Source organism: Xanthobacter autotrophicus ATCC 700552 (genome assembly GCF_043194565.1).
GTDB lineage: Bacteria > Pseudomonadota > Alphaproteobacteria > Rhizobiales > Xanthobacteraceae > Xanthobacter > Xanthobacter autotrophicus_F.
In genome coordinates this window covers 57,761-71,949 of the sequence record NZ_JBAFVS010000005.1, presented here as the reverse complement: position 1 = coordinate 71,949, position 14,189 = coordinate 57,761, and the positions used below count along the sequence as shown (strand labels likewise).

The following is a 14,189-nucleotide window of genomic DNA, read 5'->3' as shown; positions in this document are numbered from 1 at the left end:
CGCCGCCGCCGGTTTCCATTGATCTTATCCAACGAGCGCCGCGCCCTTGACGTTGAGACCACCCGGACAGACGCCTGACACGGACGCCATCGCGACGCCGGGTATCGCGACGCCGTGTATCGAGACCCCGTGCATCAAGCTGTGCGCCATCGAGCCCCTCAGCGGACTGTGCCTCGGCTGCGGCCGCTCGCTGCGCGAAATCGGCGCCTGGATGTCCTATTCGCCCGATACGCGCGCCGCCGTCATGGCCGCCCTCCCCCAGCGCCTCGCCCGGCTCAAGGCCGAAGCGCGAGATTGTGTTCCGGACTGACACCATGCGCAGCGACCGGCTCCTGTGGATCCTGCTGCTCGGCCTGTTGGGCGGGGTGGTGGTGCTCGCCGTCCATCACGAGCAGGGCGAGGTGGCGGGCATCGACCTCAACCAGTTCGGCTCACTGGTGAGCCAGCTCGCCATCGCGGTCTTCATCGGCGCCGGCCTGTGGTCAGTGGTGCGCGGCCGCATCGGCGAATCCCTGATGGCCGCCGCCTTCTGGCTGGTGCTCGCTGGCCTGCTGGCCCTCGGCTACACCTATCGCGAGCCCTTGAAGCAGGTGGGCCAGCGGGTGCTGGCGGAGGTGGCGCCGGGCTATGCGGTGAACGTCGCCCAACCGGGCAGCGTCGCGGTGGAGGTGGCGCGCGCCAGTGGTGGCGATTTCGGCGTGCGCGCCGCCATCAACGGCACCAGCGTGAACATGCTGGTGGATACCGGCGCCTCCTCCGTGGTGCTGACCCACGAGGCGGCGAAGGCCGTGGGCCTGCCGGTGGATTTCCTGAAATACGACGTGCCGGTGGACACCGCCGGCGGACGCACCCGCGCCGCCGCCGTGGTGCTCGACAACATCATCATCGGCGGCATCGTGGAGCGCCACGTGCCGGCCCTCGTCTCGCCACCCGGCATGCTGCGCACCAGCCTGCTCGGCATGAGCTTCCTGTCGCGGCTCCAGGGCTTCGAGTTCCGCGGTGACCGCCTGCTGATGCGCGGCGCCGCGGAGCGCTGAACGTCCTCCGACCGGCGCGGTTCCAGAGCGTCTTCCGTTCGCAAGGGCGCACGGCAGTCGCTCCGGCTTTGACGCGTTTTCTGCACGCGGAGCGGCATCCGCTTCGCTCGAAACCGCTCTATTGGCCCTTGGCCGGGGTCGATGCCGCGCCGGCCTTCATCTTCGCGGCGGCCATGGCCATGGCGGTGTCGGTTTCCTTCATGAATTGCGCCTCGTCCACCTGCATGCCGTTCAGCACCGTGCTCCAGTGGCGCGTAATGGCGGCCATGGCGACGGCCTCGCGGATTTCCGCCTCGCTCGCCCCGTGCAGGCGGGCCGCGGCGGTGTGGAAATAGACGCAATAACTGCACGGCACCTGCGCCGCGACCGCGAGCCCGATCAGCTCCTTTTCCTTGCCGGACAGCTGGGTCTGCGGGTTGAGCTGCACCGACTTGAACTCGGCCCAGGCTCCGGCGATGCCCGCATCGGGGAACGCCTTGAAGAAGCTCGGCACGAGGCCGAGAGTCTGCTCGATGTCGCGGTACGTCTCCTCGGCGCTCACGGAACGCGTCGTGGCCTGCGCAGGCGACTGGGCCTGCGCCGGACCGACGGGCAGGCAGGCGATGGCCACCGCGATACCGAGGCTCGCGGCGCCGAACGCGTGGCGGTAGATGATCTGGGACATGGCGGAAACTCCCCTTTCAGGGATGCGGCCCTCCAGCCGTTCTCCGACGCGACATTAACGCCGCAGCCCCGCCCCAGTTCCATCACAGCCCGAAGACCCCGCACCGACAGGCGTTTCGCCCTTGGCTAAAGCATCTCCAGCCCCACCTTGCGGCGCGGCGCGGGGAAGGCGCGGTCGATAGCGGCAAGGTCGTCCGCATCCAGCACGAGGTCGCGGGCGGCCGCGTTCATCTGAACATGGGCGAGGCGGCTCGCCTTGGGGATGGCGATCACGTCACCACGGCGCATCACCCAGGCGAGCGCCACCTGGAACGGGTCCACGCCGTGCTTCTTCGCCACCGCGCCCAGCGCCCCGCCGCGCGGCAGGCGGGCCTGCTCGATGGGGCTGTAGGCCATGGCGGGAATGCCGGCATCGGCGAGGAAGGGCAGGAGATCGAATTCCGGCCCCCTCCGGCTGGGATTGTAGAGCACCTGGTTGGCGGCGCAGGCGCGCCCGCCCGGCGCCGCGAGCAGTTCCTCCATGTCGTCGGTGTCGAGATTGCTGACGCCCCACATGCGGATCTTGCCCGCCGCCTGCAGCGCCTCGAAGCCGGCGATGGTCTCGCGGAGCGGATGGCTGCCGCGCCAGTGCAGCAGATAGAGGTCGATCACATCGGTCTTCAGCCGCTTGAGGCTGCGGTCGCAGGCGGCCTGCACCCCGGCCCGGCTGGCATTGTGGGGATAGACCTTGCTGACGAGGAACACCTCGTCGCGGCGGCCGGCCATGGCCTCGCCCGCCACCTCTTCGGCGCCGCCGTCGGCATACATCTCGGCGGTGTCGATGAGGGTGAGGCCGAGGTCGAGCCCCGCGCGCAGGGCAGCCACCTCCCCTGCCCGCGCCGACGCGCTCTCCCCCATATACCAGGTGCCCTGGCCGAGGGCCGGCACGGTTTCGCCGTTGGGGAGCGTGACGGTCTTTGGCATATGGTATTCCAGCATTGAGATCCGCGGCGACCTTAAAACCTCGGAGCGGGCGGCGAAAGAGCATCGTCGGACCACCGCCCTCGCCTCGCCTCGCCCTCGACTGGGGCGATACAATGCTTTCGGAGCCGTTCACCATGGGGGCATGCGCGAAAGGCCTCCCCATGTCCCCCGTTTGCCTTGTGCCTTTCATCCCTTACAAGGAGTGTTGGGCTCGGAAGGCGGGCACGGCTTTCCCAACCAAGGACGGTACTATTGGACGGCGCGAACGTTTCCAGGCGACAGGCTTCGGCATGGACCCGCCTGCTTGCGCCCCTGATGATACTGGCCCTTGCCGGCTGTGCGCGCCCCGAAGGCCTGCTGGTTCCGGTGGCGATCGACGCGCCCACCGCCGGCAAGGTGGACATGCTGGTGGCCACCACCCGCGCGCCGAGCAATGCCGAGGGCGTGCTCTTCACCGGCGAGCGGGGCGACGGCCTCGCCTTCACCAATATCGTCGTCTCCATCCCGCCCAACCGGGAGGTCGGCTCGATCCAGTGGCCGAGCCGGGTGCCGGCGGACCCCGCGCGGGAATTCGCGGTGACGCGGGTGGACCCCATCCCCAACACGCAGGTCTCGTCCTGGTACAGGCAGCAGCCGCGCGCCAAGCACCGGGTGCTCATCTTCGTCCACGGCTTCAACACCCGCTTTGATGCCTCGGTGTTCCGCTTTGCCCAGTTCATCCACGATACCAGCGCCGATTACATGCCGGTGCTGTTCACCTGGCCGTCCCGCGGGCGGATTACCGATTATATCTACGATCGGGAAAGCGCCAATTTCTCGCGGTCGGACCTGGCCTACGTGCTCTCGTCGGCGGTGAAGAGCCCGCAGGTGGACGAGGTGGTGGTGCTCGCCCATTCCATGGGCGCGTGGCTTGCCATGGAATCCCTGCGCCAGCTTGCCTTGAGCGAAGGGCGGGTGCCGGCCAAGATCACCAATGTGGTGCTCGCCTCCCCCGACCTCGACATCGATGTGTTCGAGCGGCAGGTGCAGGAATTGGGGCCGAAGCGGCCGCACCTCACCCTCTTCGTTTCCCGCAACGACCAGGCCCTGGGCATTTCCCGCCTGCTGGCCGGACAGGTGACGCGGGTGGGTGCGGTGGACCTCACCAATCCCGACTATAGCGCCCGCCTCGAACAGGCGACGGGCATTGTGGTTCTGGACCTCACCGCCTTGCAGGGCGGCGACGCGCTGAACCACAGCAAGTTCGCCACCCAGCCGGATATGGTGCGCCTGCTCGGCGACCGGCTGATGGCCGGCCAGAGCATTTCAGACGATGTCACGCCCGGCGCAACCGCGGTCCAGGCCGTGGGCGGCGCCGTGGGCACGGTGGTGACGGCCCCCTTCCAACTGCCGATCCAGGTATTCGCAGCCGGGCGCAACTGACGCGGTGAACCGCGCCGGGTTTGGCGGAGGCCGTTGTGTTTGAGGCACTCTGCCGCCCGACGGATGGGCCCAGCCGGTGCTCTGTTGAATGCCTGCCAGGGATCATTTCGCGAGACGTGCGCAGTCGCGTTTCCTGTTCAATGGCCGAGCAAGGCAGCCGGCCGGTCCGCAGTTGCTCATCGAGAAGCGGGCGGACGTCGCTCGTCCGCTCCGTTGGCGTGGTCATGGTTCCTCCCTGGCGCCCCCTTGCTGCGGTGGTGTCCGGCCTGCCGTTTTGCGTCACACGTCGAAGAACACGGTCTCGTCTTCACCCTGCAGGCGGATGTCGAAGCTGTAGGTCACGAGCCCGTCCACGTCCGAGCGCTGGCCCAGCAGCGTGGCGCGTCGGCCCGCGTGCTCGATGGACTTCAGCACCGGATCGGCGGCGTTCGCCTCCGCCGCGTCCGAGAAATACATGCGGGTGTGCAGGTGGATGTTGATGCCGCGGGCGAAGACGAGCAGCGAGACATGGGGCGCCTGAATGCGGCCGTCCCGCCAGGGCAGCGCGCCCGGCTTGATGGTATCGAACGTCCACTCACCCGTGACGAAATCCGCTGCCGCGCGGCCGAAGCCAAGGAAGTCCGGATTGTCGTGCCGGCCGTCGCCGTCCGCCTGCCACAGCTCCACCAACGCGTCCTTGACCGGATGTCCGGAGCCGTCCCACACCTTGCCCAGGATGCGGATCCGCTCGCCCGGCACGCTGCCTGACGCGAGGATGGACAGGTTTTGCTGCGTGCGCACCGGCAGGCCCGCCACCGCCGGCAGGGTGCCGATATGCACGTAGGGACCGCCGGTCTGCGACGGCGTCTCCTTCAGGTATTCGACCGGCATCAGTGCCCCTCCCTCTGGTTCTCAAAGAACGTCTGCCGGCGGCCGCGCAGCACGATATCGAAGCGGTAGGCCAGCGCGTCGAAGGGCATCTGCTGGCCCATGTCGAGGCGGGCGATGAGCCGGTCGATGGCGGCCTTGTCCGGAATGGTATTGACGATGGGACACAGCGGGATCAGCGGGTCGCCCTCGAAGTAGAGCTGGGAGACCAGCCGCTGCACAAAGGCCTCGCCGAAGATGGAAAAATGGATGTGCGCGGGCCGCCAGTCGGAGCCGTTGTTGCGCCACGGATAGGGGCCGGGGCGGACGGTGCGGAAGAAGTAGCGGCCCTCCCCATCGGTGAGGCAGCGCCCGACGCCGCCAAAGTTCGGATCGAGCGGGGCGAGATAGCTGTCGTTCTTGTGCCGGTAGCGTCCGCCGGCATTGGCCTGCCACACTTCGATAAGGGTGTGGGGCACGGGTCGGCCGTTCTCATCTTGTACCCGGCCGTGCACCACAATGCGCTCGCCGATGGCCTCGCCGCCCTGGGAGAAGTTGCGGATGAGGTCGTTGTCCAGCGGGTCGAGGCCGGAGCGCGGGAAAATCGGCCCCGCCTTCTCTCCGATACCCTGTTCCAGCGAGACCAGCGCGCAGCGCGGCGACCTCAACACGCTCGTCTTGTAGCCGGGGGTGAAGGCCGGCGGATGGCCGCCCCTGTCCCGGCGGATGAAATCCCCCTTTTCACTCATGGCTTCCTCCATTTTTTTCAGGGTCTGCCGGCGGCTCGGCATAGACCTGCTTGGCAATCTTGAAGGCCCGATTGGCGGCCGGAACGCCGGCATAGACCGCCACATGCAGCAGCGCCTCGGCCACGTCCGCAGCGCTCGCTCCGGTGTTGCGGGTGGCGCGCACATGCATGGCCACCTCCTCGTCGTGGCCGAGGGCCGCAAGGAGCGCGATGGTGATCATGGACCGCTCGCGCTGCGTCAGTCCGGGCCGCGACCACACCGAGCCCCACGCACCTTCGGTGATGAAGGACTGGAAGCCTTCGTCGAACGGCGTCGTTCGGGCCTGGGTGGCATCCACATAGACATCGCCGAGGACGGCGCGGCGCGTTGCCATCCCGGTCGTCCAACGGGCGGTGCGGTCTTGGGGAGATGGCAAGGCATGGCCTCCTCTTCGGGCAGAACGGGCACGCAAAGGCTAAGCTTGGACGAATCGCGCAGCCGATCCGTATTCGCATTCCGTTTTCCCTGCTTGTGCCGAGCGAAAATTTCATACGCATAACGATATTGAAAGTGATACTTTCTCATCCATGCATACGTTTTTGATATGTAAACTCCCATGATCGACGGCCGGATCAAGCTGCGCCATATCGCCTGCTTCCTTGAAGTGGCGTCACGTTCCGGCTTTGGCCGGGCGGCGGAGGCGCTCCACCTCACACAGCCTGCGGTATCACGCGCGATCGCTGAACTTGAAGATATCGTCGGCAAGCCGCTGTTCGAGCGCGGCCGCGGTGGTGCCGTCCTCACGGCGGACGGCCGGGCGTTCCGCACCCATGCGGGAGCGGCCTTTGCCGAGCTCGGGCGGGGCATCGATCGGGTGAAGCGGCCGGGTGGTGCCACAGGCGGCGAAATCACGGTGGGCGCCCTGCCTACGGTTGCCGCCCGGATCATGCCCGAGGCGGTCAAGCGGGCGAAGGAAACCGGGCTTGCCGCAAGTATCGCCATCGAGGCGGGACCCAACGGCTGGCTCATCGACCAGCTCAAGCAGGGGCGGCTCGACCTGGTGGTCGGCCGGCTCGCCGAGCCCCAGGTCATGATGGGGCTCGCCTTCGAGCATCTCTATTCCGAGCCCATCGTGTTCGTCGCGCGACCCGGCCATCCGGCAGCAACGGGCCGCCCGACAAGACTGGTCGACCTGGCCGGCTACACCCTCATCATGCCGGGGCGCGGCTCCATTATACGCCCCGAAATCGACCGCCTCTTCATCCTGGACGGCGTGGCCGGAACGGGGGATCGAATCGAGGCCACGGATCCCAGCTTCTCCCGCGCCTATGTGCGCATGAGCGATGCGGTCTGGATCATTTCCCATGGCGTGGTGGCCGGCGATCTCGATGATGGCACGCTGGTGCGTCTGGCCATGTCCTCATCCGCTTCCGGCGGCCCCGTGGGGCTCACGACCCGGGCCGGCCAAGTGCCGTCGCCCGCAGTGGACCTGCTGATGCGCGCCGTGCGCGAAATCGCGCGGGCGCTCTGAAGGAGCGTGCGGGTGGCGGCGGGCGCCGTCACCCTTTCCGCCCAAGCACCGCCCAAGCACCGCGCGACGCACTGCGCTTTGCCGGGCAATGCGGACTTTAGAACGGCAGGCCCACGTAATTCTCCGCCACAGTCGTGGATGCCGCCGGCGAGCCGGCGATATAGTCCAGCTCGGCATGCTGCATGCGCGCGCCGAAGTCCCCTGTCTCTGGGAACAGGTGCAGCATGGAGGTCATCCACCATGAAAAGCGCTCCGCCTTCCAGATGCGGCTGAGCGCCCGGGCTGAATAGGCGTCGAGGCCGGCGCAGGACTTTTCGCCGTAATATTCAATGAGGCCGGCTGAGAGATAATGCACGTCGCTGGCTGCCAGATTCAGACCCTTGGCGCCGGTGGGCGGCACGATGTGGCCCGCATCGCCCGCCAGGAACAGCCGTCCGAAGCGCAGCGGTTCGGCGACGAAGCTGCGCAGCGGCGCGATCGACTTCTCGATGGACGGCCCGGTGACAAGGCGCGCGGCGGCATCCTGCGGCAGACGACGCCGGAACTCCTCATAGAAGTGCGCGTCCGACCAGTCCTCCACACGATCGGACAGGGGCACCTGGATGTAATAGCGGCTGCGGGTCTGCGAGCGCATGGAGGCGAGCGCAAACCCGCGCGCATGCCGGCAATAGATCAGCTCGTCGGACACCGGCGGCACATCGGCGAGAAGCCCCAGCCAGCCAAACCCATAGACGCGCTCGAAGAGTTTTATTGACTGCTCCGGAATTGAGCGCCGGGCGACGCCGTGGAAACCGTCACAGCCGACAATAAAATCACAGGCGATCTCATGAGTTGTACCGTCCTTGCGATAGGTCACGCGCGGCCGTTCACCATCGAAATCATGAAGAGTGACATCTTCTGCTTCATAGATGGTGGGTGCACCGGTGGCCACGCGCGCATCCATGAGATCCCGCGTCACTTCGGTCTGGCCATAAACCACCACCGATTTGCCCCCGGTCAACGCGGCCAGATCCACCCGATGGCTGCGGCCTTCAAAGGCCAGGGTAAAGCCGTGGTGAACAAGACCTTCCGCCTCGAGCCGCGCACCGCATCCGGCGCGGTGCAGCAGGTCCACCAGCCCGGTCTCCAACACGCCGGCACGGATCCGGGAGCGCACGTAGTCGGCGCTCTTGGCTTCAAGAATGACGGCATCAATGCCTGCCCTCGCCAGCAACTGCCCCAGAAGCAGGCCGGAGGGTCCAGCTCCAATGATGCATAGCTGATATCTCACCGGTTGTTCCTCCCATAGCGCGCGCCGCTCGTCATGGCGGCGGACTTGCGCGGCAGCCTGCGCCTCAAGCCGCTTGCACGGAATGGACCGGTCGGGCATGTTATTGGACAAATCGAACATTCAGGCAGGCATGTTTATCATCAGCATGCAACCCGGCGTCGTTCAGCGAGGCGCACGCGTCATGCCCTGCCGACGGCGCACCCAGCCGCTCACGCTTACTCATAAATAATATATAATTATTACATCGATATACTTTACTGATCGTGTGAGATTTCTACGCTATCTTAAATTTCATGACAAAAGACGAGGGCGGGGGACGGGGGCGGAATGTCGAGCAGGACCCGAACGGCGGAAAGATACGAGTGGACCTCGGCGAGCGGCCCCGCGGGTTGGGGGAAGGTGTAGCGCGGCCCGTTCGACGTGCAATGGACTGCCGAAAAGGACAATTTCCCGAACTATCTCGAATGGCGCGGGGCGTCACGGCGCCTCATCTGCGCGGCGACCGCGCACGGCTCTCGCCGCCCTTCCGCACCTGCCCACCCTTTCCTGTCTTTCGCACCGGGGCGGGCCTGCCTGCTTGATCCGAGCCCGGTGACAGAACCGGCGGCGGACCCCAATCGATTTCGAACGCCGTCCGCAGAACCTCCATGCGGTCTCGACCGATCACCGTCGCCAGATGGTCTTCGAGTGCACACAGCGTCTCGAAAATGAACGTCAACTCATCCCTGCCGGACGGACTGAAGCCAACCAGCGAGGCCCGTGCATCCTCCGGGTCCGGCGTGATGGCGATCCTTCCTGAAGCGCTCAACTCTGCAAGCATGAGGCTGACGGCCTGTTTGGTCACGCCAAGGGCGCGCGCCAGACGCACCGGACGGCGCTCGCCGAGCGCGATATTGATCAGAAGGAGCGCCTGCGTCTTGGTGACAGGGACTTGGCCCTGCGCCTCCTGCGACATCCTCAGCGCCTCGTCAAACCAATAGGTTGCCCGCAGAAGTTTTGGAAGGAGCGGGGAAATATCTGCGCTCATGAAGTCTGTTTCCGTTCCAGCCGTTTTCATCGCGCCCGATCCGACCTGACTGAATCAACCAGGGCGGGGAAACGGCTTCTGTTTGCGCGATCGAGCTGAATCGGTGCGCAGATCGGGTATTTATAGTCAAGTAAAATGACGACTTCCGAGTTGCATATCGGCCAGGTCGATGCTCGCCGCCGCCCGCGTCGTGACAGAGGACGCGTTCTAGCCGCGAACGATGGCGGCGGCGAGCGTCACACAAGTGACACGAATGCCATGTAGCGATCCGTCCATACCTTTCGATATATTGACTCGTTAGGGTACGCGCCCGGCGAGGTGTCGCGAGGGCACCAGGGAGGCCAGCCGTGAATCGCATTCTTGCCTTGACCGCCGCCGCTGCGCTTGCAGCCTTATCGCTGCTCGCGCCTGCCGCGCACGCGGCGGAAGTGCGGGGCGCCGGCTCCACCTTTGCCTATCCCATCATCTGGAAGTGGGCGCAGACGTTCCGCGAGCGCGCGGGCACCCTCGTCGGATACCAGTCGGTGGGCTCGTCCGCCGGCATCAACCAGCTCAAGGACGGCGTGGTGGATTTCGGCGCGTCGGACAAGCCGCTGAAGTCGGCGGAATTGGAGAAATATGGCCTCGGCCAGTTCCCCATCGTGTTCGGCGGCGTCGTGCCGGTGGTCAACCTGGAGGGCGTGGCACCGGGCCAGATCCGCTTCACCGGTGCCCTTCTGGCGGACATCTATCTCGGCAAGGTCGCCATGTGGTCCGACCCTGCCATCAAGGCGCTCAATCCCGATCTCAAGCTGCCCGACGCCAAGATCGTGGTGGTCCATCGCTCCGACGGCTCGGGCACCACCTTCAACTGGGTGTCCTACCTCGCCAAGGCGAGCCCGGAGTGGAAGCAGCAGGTGGGCGAAGGCAGCGCGGTCGCCTGGCCGGTGGGAACCGGCGCGCGCGGTAACGAGGGGGTGGCCACCGAGGTCAAGCGCGTCAAAAATACCATCGGGTATGTCGAATACACCTATGTGGTGCAGGTCAAGCTCGCCTACGGCCTGGTGCAGAACCGCGCCGGCAAGTTTATCGCTCCGAGCGCGGCGTCGTTCGAGGCTGCGGCCCTGAGCTTTGACTGGGCTTCCGCCAAGGATTTCTTCGTCATCATCAACGATTCCCCGGCGGAAGGCGCCTACCCCATCGCCGCGACCACATTCGCTCTCATGTACAAGGAGCCCAAGGTTCCGGCGAACAGCCCGGCGGCGTTCGAGTTCTGGCGTTTCGCCCTCGGCGACGGCGAAAAGCTCGCCTCCGAGCTTGGCTATGTTCCCCTGCCGCCGGTACTGGTTCAGCAGGTGAAGGACTATTGGGTCAAGACCTTCAAGGGCGGGGCCTGAACGCCCGGCCGGACGCTTGAGGGGTCATTGCGACAGCGAGGCGAGATGGACGAGACACGGGTGAATGCGGAAGACGCCACGCGGATCTTCGATGCGCTGTCCCAGGGCACGCGCTTCGAGACCTATCGTCTCCTGCTGCGCTATGTGCCCTATGGACTGCCGGCCGGCGACATCGCCCGCCTGCTGGCGGTGCCGCACAACACCATGTCCACCCATCTCGCCGTGCTGGAGCGCGCCGGCCTCGTCACGGCACGGCGGGAAGGCCGATCCATCATCTATGCCGTTCGTCTGTCGGACGCAGGTGTGATGCTGAGCCAGCTGATGGCGGAAATGGGCTTTGCCGTGTCGCCTCGGCGCAGCACGGGTACCGCCGCCTTTCCGCAGGTGCGCCCGGCGGCCGCGAACGATCGCGTCTACAACGTGCTGCTGGTCTGCTCGGCCAATGCGGCCCGCTCCGTGATCGCCGAGGCGCTGCTGAGCCGCGAGGGGCGCGGCCGGTTCAGGGCCTTTTCTGCGGGCAGCCGACCGAAGCCGAAGCCGCACCCCATGGCGCTCAATCTGCTCCGCTCGCTTGGCTACGATACGTCATCCCTCGCCTCCAAGAGCTGGGACGGGTTCGCCGGGCCGGATGCGCCCCAGATGGATTTCGTCATCACCACCTGCGATGCGGCGGCCGGCGAAATCTGTCCGGCCTTCCCCGGCCATCCGCTCCAGGCCCACTGGGGCCTGCCTGACCCCCTGAAGGTGAAGGGGAGCGAGGCGGAGCAGAAGGCTGCCTTCCTCGCCACCTACCGCCGGCTCGCCGCGCGCGTTTCCGCCTTCGTCAACCTGCCGTTCGAGCAGCTCGATCTTGCTTCGCTGAAGGAGCGCATCGGCGAGATCGGGAAGATGGAGGGGGCAACCGACCTCACCCTCTCGGGACAGGCGGCATGATGGCGTTCCCGACGCATGGCGGCACAGCCGCGCCTTTTCGATTTCGATACTTCAAGGATTGACGGTGCCATGAGAGTGGGGATCAACGGCCTCGGCCGCATCGGACGGCTTTCTCTGCGCGCGGCCATGGGGGCGGCGCAGCGCCCGGACGACGACCCGCGCGGCAACAACCGGCTCGACATCGTCCATCTCAACGAGATCAAGGGCGGCGCCGAGGCCATTGCGCATCTGCTGGAGTTCGACAGCGTACAGGGGCGCTGGCGCGCGCCCATCTCCCATGACGAGGGGAGCGTGCGCATTGGAGAGAAGGCCATGTCCTTCTCCTCCCATCCCAATCCGGAAGACATCCCCTGGGGCGATCTCGGCGTGGACGTGGTGCTGGAATCCACCGGCAAGTTCCTCACCCCCGCCGTGCTCGAAGGCCACCTGAAGCGCGGCGCCAAGCGGGTCATCGTCGCCGCGCCGGTGAAGGACCCGTCCGTGCTCAACGTGGTGGTGGGGGTGAACGAACATCTCTACGACCGGGAGAAGCACCCCATCGTCACCGCCGCCTCCTGCACCACCAACTGCCTCGCCCCGGTGGTGAAGGTGGTGCACGAGGCCATCGGCATCCGCCACGGCCAGATCACCACCATCCACGATCCCACGAACACCAATGTGGTGGTGGATGCGCCCCACAAGGACCTGCGCCGCGCCCGGTCCGCCATGCTCTCGCTGCAGCCCACCACCACCGGCAGCGCCACCGCCATCGCCCTCATCTATCCCGAGCTGAAGGGCAAGCTGAACGGCCATGCGGTGCGCGCGCCCGTGCTCAACGCCTCGCTCACCGATTGCGTGTTCGAGCTCAACCGCGAGACCACGGCACAGGAGGTGAACGCCTTGTTCGTGGAGGCCGCCGCGGGATCGCTCAACGGCATCCTCGGCTTCGAGCCGCGCCCTTTGGTGTCGGCGGACTATGCCCGCGACACCCGCTCCGCCATCGTCGACGGGCCGTCGACGCTGGTCACCGACGGCACGCTGCTCAAGGTCTATGCCTGGTACGACAACGAGATGGGCTATGCCTGCCGCATGGTGGACCTCGCCTGCCATCTCGAACGGGCGGGCCTGTGATGGCGGCGTCCTCCTCCGCGGGCCTGCGCAACTACGCCATCGTCACGGCGGCCTATTGGGGCTTCACCCTGACCGACGGCGCCCTGCGCATGCTGGTGCTGTTCACCTTCTTCAAGCTCGGCTACTCGCCCTTCACCCTCGCCTTCCTGTTCCTGCTCTACGAGGCGGCGGGCATTGGGGCCAACTTCATCGGCGGCTGGCTGGCCGCCCGCTTCGGCATCACCCGCATGCTGACCGTGGGGCTCACCACCCAGATCGCCGGCTTCCTGCTGCTCTCCGCCATGTCGCCCTCGTGGGAGACCGCCTTCCTGGTGGCCTGGGTGGTGGCGGCGCAGGGCGTGTGCGGGGTGGCCAAGGACCTCACCAAGACCGCGTCCAAGTCCGCCATCAAGGTGACGGAGGCGCAGGCCAAGGGCAACGCCGAGGGGCGCCTGTTTCGCTGGGTGGCGTGGTTCACCGGCTCCAAGAACGCCATGAAGGGCTTCGGCTTCTTCCTCGGCGGCGTGTTGCTGGAGGCGTTCGGCTTCCGCCTGTCGCTGTGGCTCATGGCTGGCGTGCTGGCGATCGTTCTTCTCGGCGTGCTGCTGTCGCTGCCGCCCATGATGGGCAAGGCCAAGGCGAGCAGCTCGGCGAAGGAATTGTTCGGCAAGAGCCGGGGGGTGAATTTGCTCGCCGCCGCCCGCGTGGCCCTGTTCGGCGCGCGGGACGTGTGGTTCGTGGTGGGCGTGCCGGTGTTCCTCTACGGCACCGGCTGGACCTTCCCCATGGTGGGCGGCTTCCTGGCGCTGTGGACCATCGGCTACGGCATCGTGCAGGCGGCAGCTCCCGCCGTGGTCAGCCGCAGCCCGGATGGCCTGTCCAAGGAAGTGCCGGCGGCGCGCTGGTGGGCGCTCGGCCTTGCCCTGGTCCCGGTGGTCATCATCGGGCTGCTCGCCGTGACACCCCTGCGGCCGGACCTCGTGGTCGTCATCGGCCTCGCCCTTTTCGGCGCCGCCTTCGCGGTGAATTCCTCGCTGCATTCCTACCTGATCCTTGCCTATGCGGGGTCGGAGAAGGCGGCGGAGGACGTGGGCTTCTATTATGCGGCCAATGCGGCGGGGCGCTTTGCCGGGACGCTGCTTTCCGGCCTGCTCTACCAGATGGGCGGCATCACCGCCTGCCTCACCGGCTCCGCCGTCATGCTCGGCATTTGCTGGCTCACCACCCTGCTGTTACCCACCCATGCTCAAGCCGCCGGGAAGTCTGGCGCGGGCAGCGCCGTACCGAGCAACTGAGCCGCCGCA

Annotated in this window: 15 protein-coding genes; 8 read left to right on the top strand and 7 right to left on the bottom strand. The window is 66.6% G+C overall.

Annotated features, from left to right (window positions below; translation table 11 throughout):
- Window positions 1-46: 46 nt before the first annotated feature.
- Complete coding sequence (locus tag V5F48_RS06995) at window positions 47-310, top strand: DUF1289 domain-containing protein (protein ID WP_394258121.1); 264 nt, start codon at window positions 47-49, stop codon at window positions 308-310.
- Window positions 311-314: 4 nt separating this feature from the next.
- Window positions 315-1,037, top strand: a complete 723-nt coding sequence (locus tag V5F48_RS06990) for a TIGR02281 family clan AA aspartic protease (protein ID WP_394258120.1) — start codon at window positions 315-317, stop codon at window positions 1,035-1,037.
- Window positions 1,038-1,155: 118 nt separating this feature from the next.
- On the opposite strand, the gene V5F48_RS06985 is transcribed toward V5F48_RS06990, so the two are convergent.
- Together V5F48_RS06985 and V5F48_RS06980 are read right to left on the bottom strand one after the other, a co-directional pair.
- A complete protein-coding gene (locus V5F48_RS06985) occupies window positions 1,156-1,701 on the bottom strand; it encodes a carboxymuconolactone decarboxylase family protein (RefSeq protein ID WP_394258119.1) in 546 nt (181 codons plus the stop codon).
- Window positions 1,702-1,826: 125 nt separating this feature from the next.
- Complete coding sequence (locus tag V5F48_RS06980; RefSeq protein ID WP_394108268.1) at window positions 1,827-2,663, bottom strand: aldo/keto reductase; 837 nt, start codon at window positions 2,661-2,663, stop codon at window positions 1,827-1,829.
- A gap of 315 nt (window positions 2,664-2,978) precedes the next feature.
- Between V5F48_RS06980 and V5F48_RS06975 the strand changes: the two genes are divergently transcribed.
- Complete coding sequence (locus tag V5F48_RS06975; protein WP_394258118.1) at window positions 2,979-4,085, top strand: alpha/beta hydrolase; 1,107 nt, start codon at window positions 2,979-2,981, stop codon at window positions 4,083-4,085.
- A gap of 279 nt (window positions 4,086-4,364) precedes the next feature.
- Here the strand turns inward: V5F48_RS06975 and pcaG are convergent, their stop codons facing one another.
- From pcaG to pcaC, 3 genes are read right to left on the bottom strand one after another with little or no spacing between them, the layout of a single operon-like run.
- Entirely contained in the window at window positions 4,365-4,955 is a 591-nt protein-coding gene (gene pcaG, locus V5F48_RS06970) for a protocatechuate 3,4-dioxygenase subunit alpha (RefSeq protein WP_394258117.1), read from the bottom strand.
- The gene (gene pcaH / locus V5F48_RS06965; RefSeq protein ID WP_394258116.1) at window positions 4,955-5,680 is read right to left on the bottom strand and encodes a protocatechuate 3,4-dioxygenase subunit beta; all 726 of its coding nucleotides are present in this window, start codon (window positions 5,678-5,680) and stop codon (window positions 4,955-4,957) included. The genes pcaG and pcaH overlap by 1 nt, the downstream gene beginning before the upstream one ends.
- Window positions 5,673-6,053, bottom strand: coding sequence for a 4-carboxymuconolactone decarboxylase (gene pcaC / locus V5F48_RS06960; RefSeq protein ID WP_394258115.1), 381 nt, complete (start codon window positions 6,051-6,053; stop codon window positions 5,673-5,675). Before pcaC ends, pcaH begins: the two co-directional genes overlap by 8 nt.
- 222 nt (window positions 6,054-6,275) lie before the next feature.
- On the opposite strand from pcaC, the gene pcaQ reads away from it, so the two are divergent.
- Window positions 6,276-7,190 (top strand): pca operon transcription factor PcaQ, encoded by a 915-nt coding sequence (pcaQ, locus tag V5F48_RS06955; protein WP_394258114.1) that lies wholly within the window; start codon window positions 6,276-6,278, stop codon window positions 7,188-7,190.
- A gap of 97 nt (window positions 7,191-7,287) precedes the next feature.
- Here the strand turns inward: pcaQ and pobA are convergent, their stop codons facing one another.
- Together pobA and V5F48_RS06945 are read right to left on the bottom strand one after the other, a co-directional pair.
- Complete coding sequence (gene pobA, locus V5F48_RS06950) at window positions 7,288-8,460, bottom strand: 4-hydroxybenzoate 3-monooxygenase (protein WP_394258277.1); 1,173 nt, start codon at window positions 8,458-8,460, stop codon at window positions 7,288-7,290.
- Window positions 8,461-8,947: 487 nt separating this feature from the next.
- Window positions 8,948-9,487: a MarR family winged helix-turn-helix transcriptional regulator gene (locus tag V5F48_RS06945; RefSeq protein WP_394258113.1), complete on the bottom strand. Its 540-nt coding sequence runs from the start codon at window positions 9,485-9,487 to the stop codon at window positions 8,948-8,950.
- A gap of 347 nt (window positions 9,488-9,834) precedes the next feature.
- Here V5F48_RS06945 and pstS point away from each other — a divergent pair, with 347 nt between their 5' ends.
- From pstS to arsJ, 4 genes are all read left to right on the top strand, one after another.
- Window positions 9,835-10,863, top strand: a complete 1,029-nt coding sequence (gene pstS / locus V5F48_RS06940; protein WP_394258112.1) for a phosphate ABC transporter substrate-binding protein PstS — start codon at window positions 9,835-9,837, stop codon at window positions 10,861-10,863.
- 45 nt (window positions 10,864-10,908) lie between these two features.
- Window positions 10,909-11,796 carry a metalloregulator ArsR/SmtB family transcription factor gene (locus V5F48_RS06935; RefSeq protein ID WP_394258111.1) on the top strand — a complete coding sequence of 296 codons (888 nt, stop codon included), beginning with the start codon at window positions 10,909-10,911 and terminating at the stop codon, window positions 11,794-11,796.
- A gap of 69 nt (window positions 11,797-11,865) precedes the next feature.
- Entirely contained in the window at window positions 11,866-12,906 is a 1,041-nt protein-coding gene (locus tag V5F48_RS06930; RefSeq protein ID WP_394258110.1) for an ArsJ-associated glyceraldehyde-3-phosphate dehydrogenase, read from the top strand.
- Window positions 12,906-14,180, top strand: coding sequence for an organoarsenical effux MFS transporter ArsJ (arsJ, locus tag V5F48_RS06925; RefSeq protein WP_394258109.1), 1,275 nt, complete (start codon window positions 12,906-12,908; stop codon window positions 14,178-14,180). The genes V5F48_RS06930 and arsJ overlap by 1 nt, the downstream gene beginning before the upstream one ends.
- Window positions 14,181-14,189 lie beyond the last annotated feature (9 nt).

What these genes read in the sequence shown, in the direction of transcription:
- V5F48_RS06930 (WP_394258110.1), top strand. Translation starts at nt 11,866, where the DNA reads ATGAGAGTGGGGATCAACGGCCTCGGCCGCATCGGACGGCTTTCTCTG.
- pcaQ (WP_394258114.1), top strand. Translation starts at nt 6,276, where the DNA reads ATGATCGACGGCCGGATCAAGCTGCGCCATATCGCCTGCTTCCTTGAA.
- pcaH (WP_394258116.1), bottom strand. Translation starts at nt 5,680, where the DNA reads ATGAGTGAAAAGGGGGATTTCATCCGCCGGGACAGGGGCGGCCATCCG.
- V5F48_RS06980 (WP_394108268.1), bottom strand. Translation starts at nt 2,663, where the DNA reads ATGCCAAAGACCGTCACGCTCCCCAACGGCGAAACCGTGCCGGCCCTC.
- pcaG (WP_394258117.1), bottom strand. Translation starts at nt 4,955, where the DNA reads ATGCCGGTCGAATACCTGAAGGAGACGCCGTCGCAGACCGGCGGTCCC.
- pcaC (WP_394258115.1), bottom strand. Translation starts at nt 6,053, where the DNA reads ATGGCAACGCGCCGCGCCGTCCTCGGCGATGTCTATGTGGATGCCACC.
- V5F48_RS06990 (WP_394258120.1), top strand. Translation starts at nt 315, where the DNA reads ATGCGCAGCGACCGGCTCCTGTGGATCCTGCTGCTCGGCCTGTTGGGC.
- V5F48_RS06935 (WP_394258111.1), top strand. Translation starts at nt 10,909, where the DNA reads ATGGACGAGACACGGGTGAATGCGGAAGACGCCACGCGGATCTTCGAT.
- V5F48_RS06985 (WP_394258119.1), bottom strand. Translation starts at nt 1,701, where the DNA reads ATGTCCCAGATCATCTACCGCCACGCGTTCGGCGCCGCGAGCCTCGGT.
- arsJ (WP_394258109.1), top strand. Translation starts at nt 12,906, where the DNA reads ATGGCGGCGTCCTCCTCCGCGGGCCTGCGCAACTACGCCATCGTCACG.
- V5F48_RS06945 (WP_394258113.1), bottom strand. Translation starts at nt 9,487, where the DNA reads ATGAGCGCAGATATTTCCCCGCTCCTTCCAAAACTTCTGCGGGCAACC.
- V5F48_RS06975 (WP_394258118.1), top strand. Translation starts at nt 2,979, where the DNA reads ATGATACTGGCCCTTGCCGGCTGTGCGCGCCCCGAAGGCCTGCTGGTT.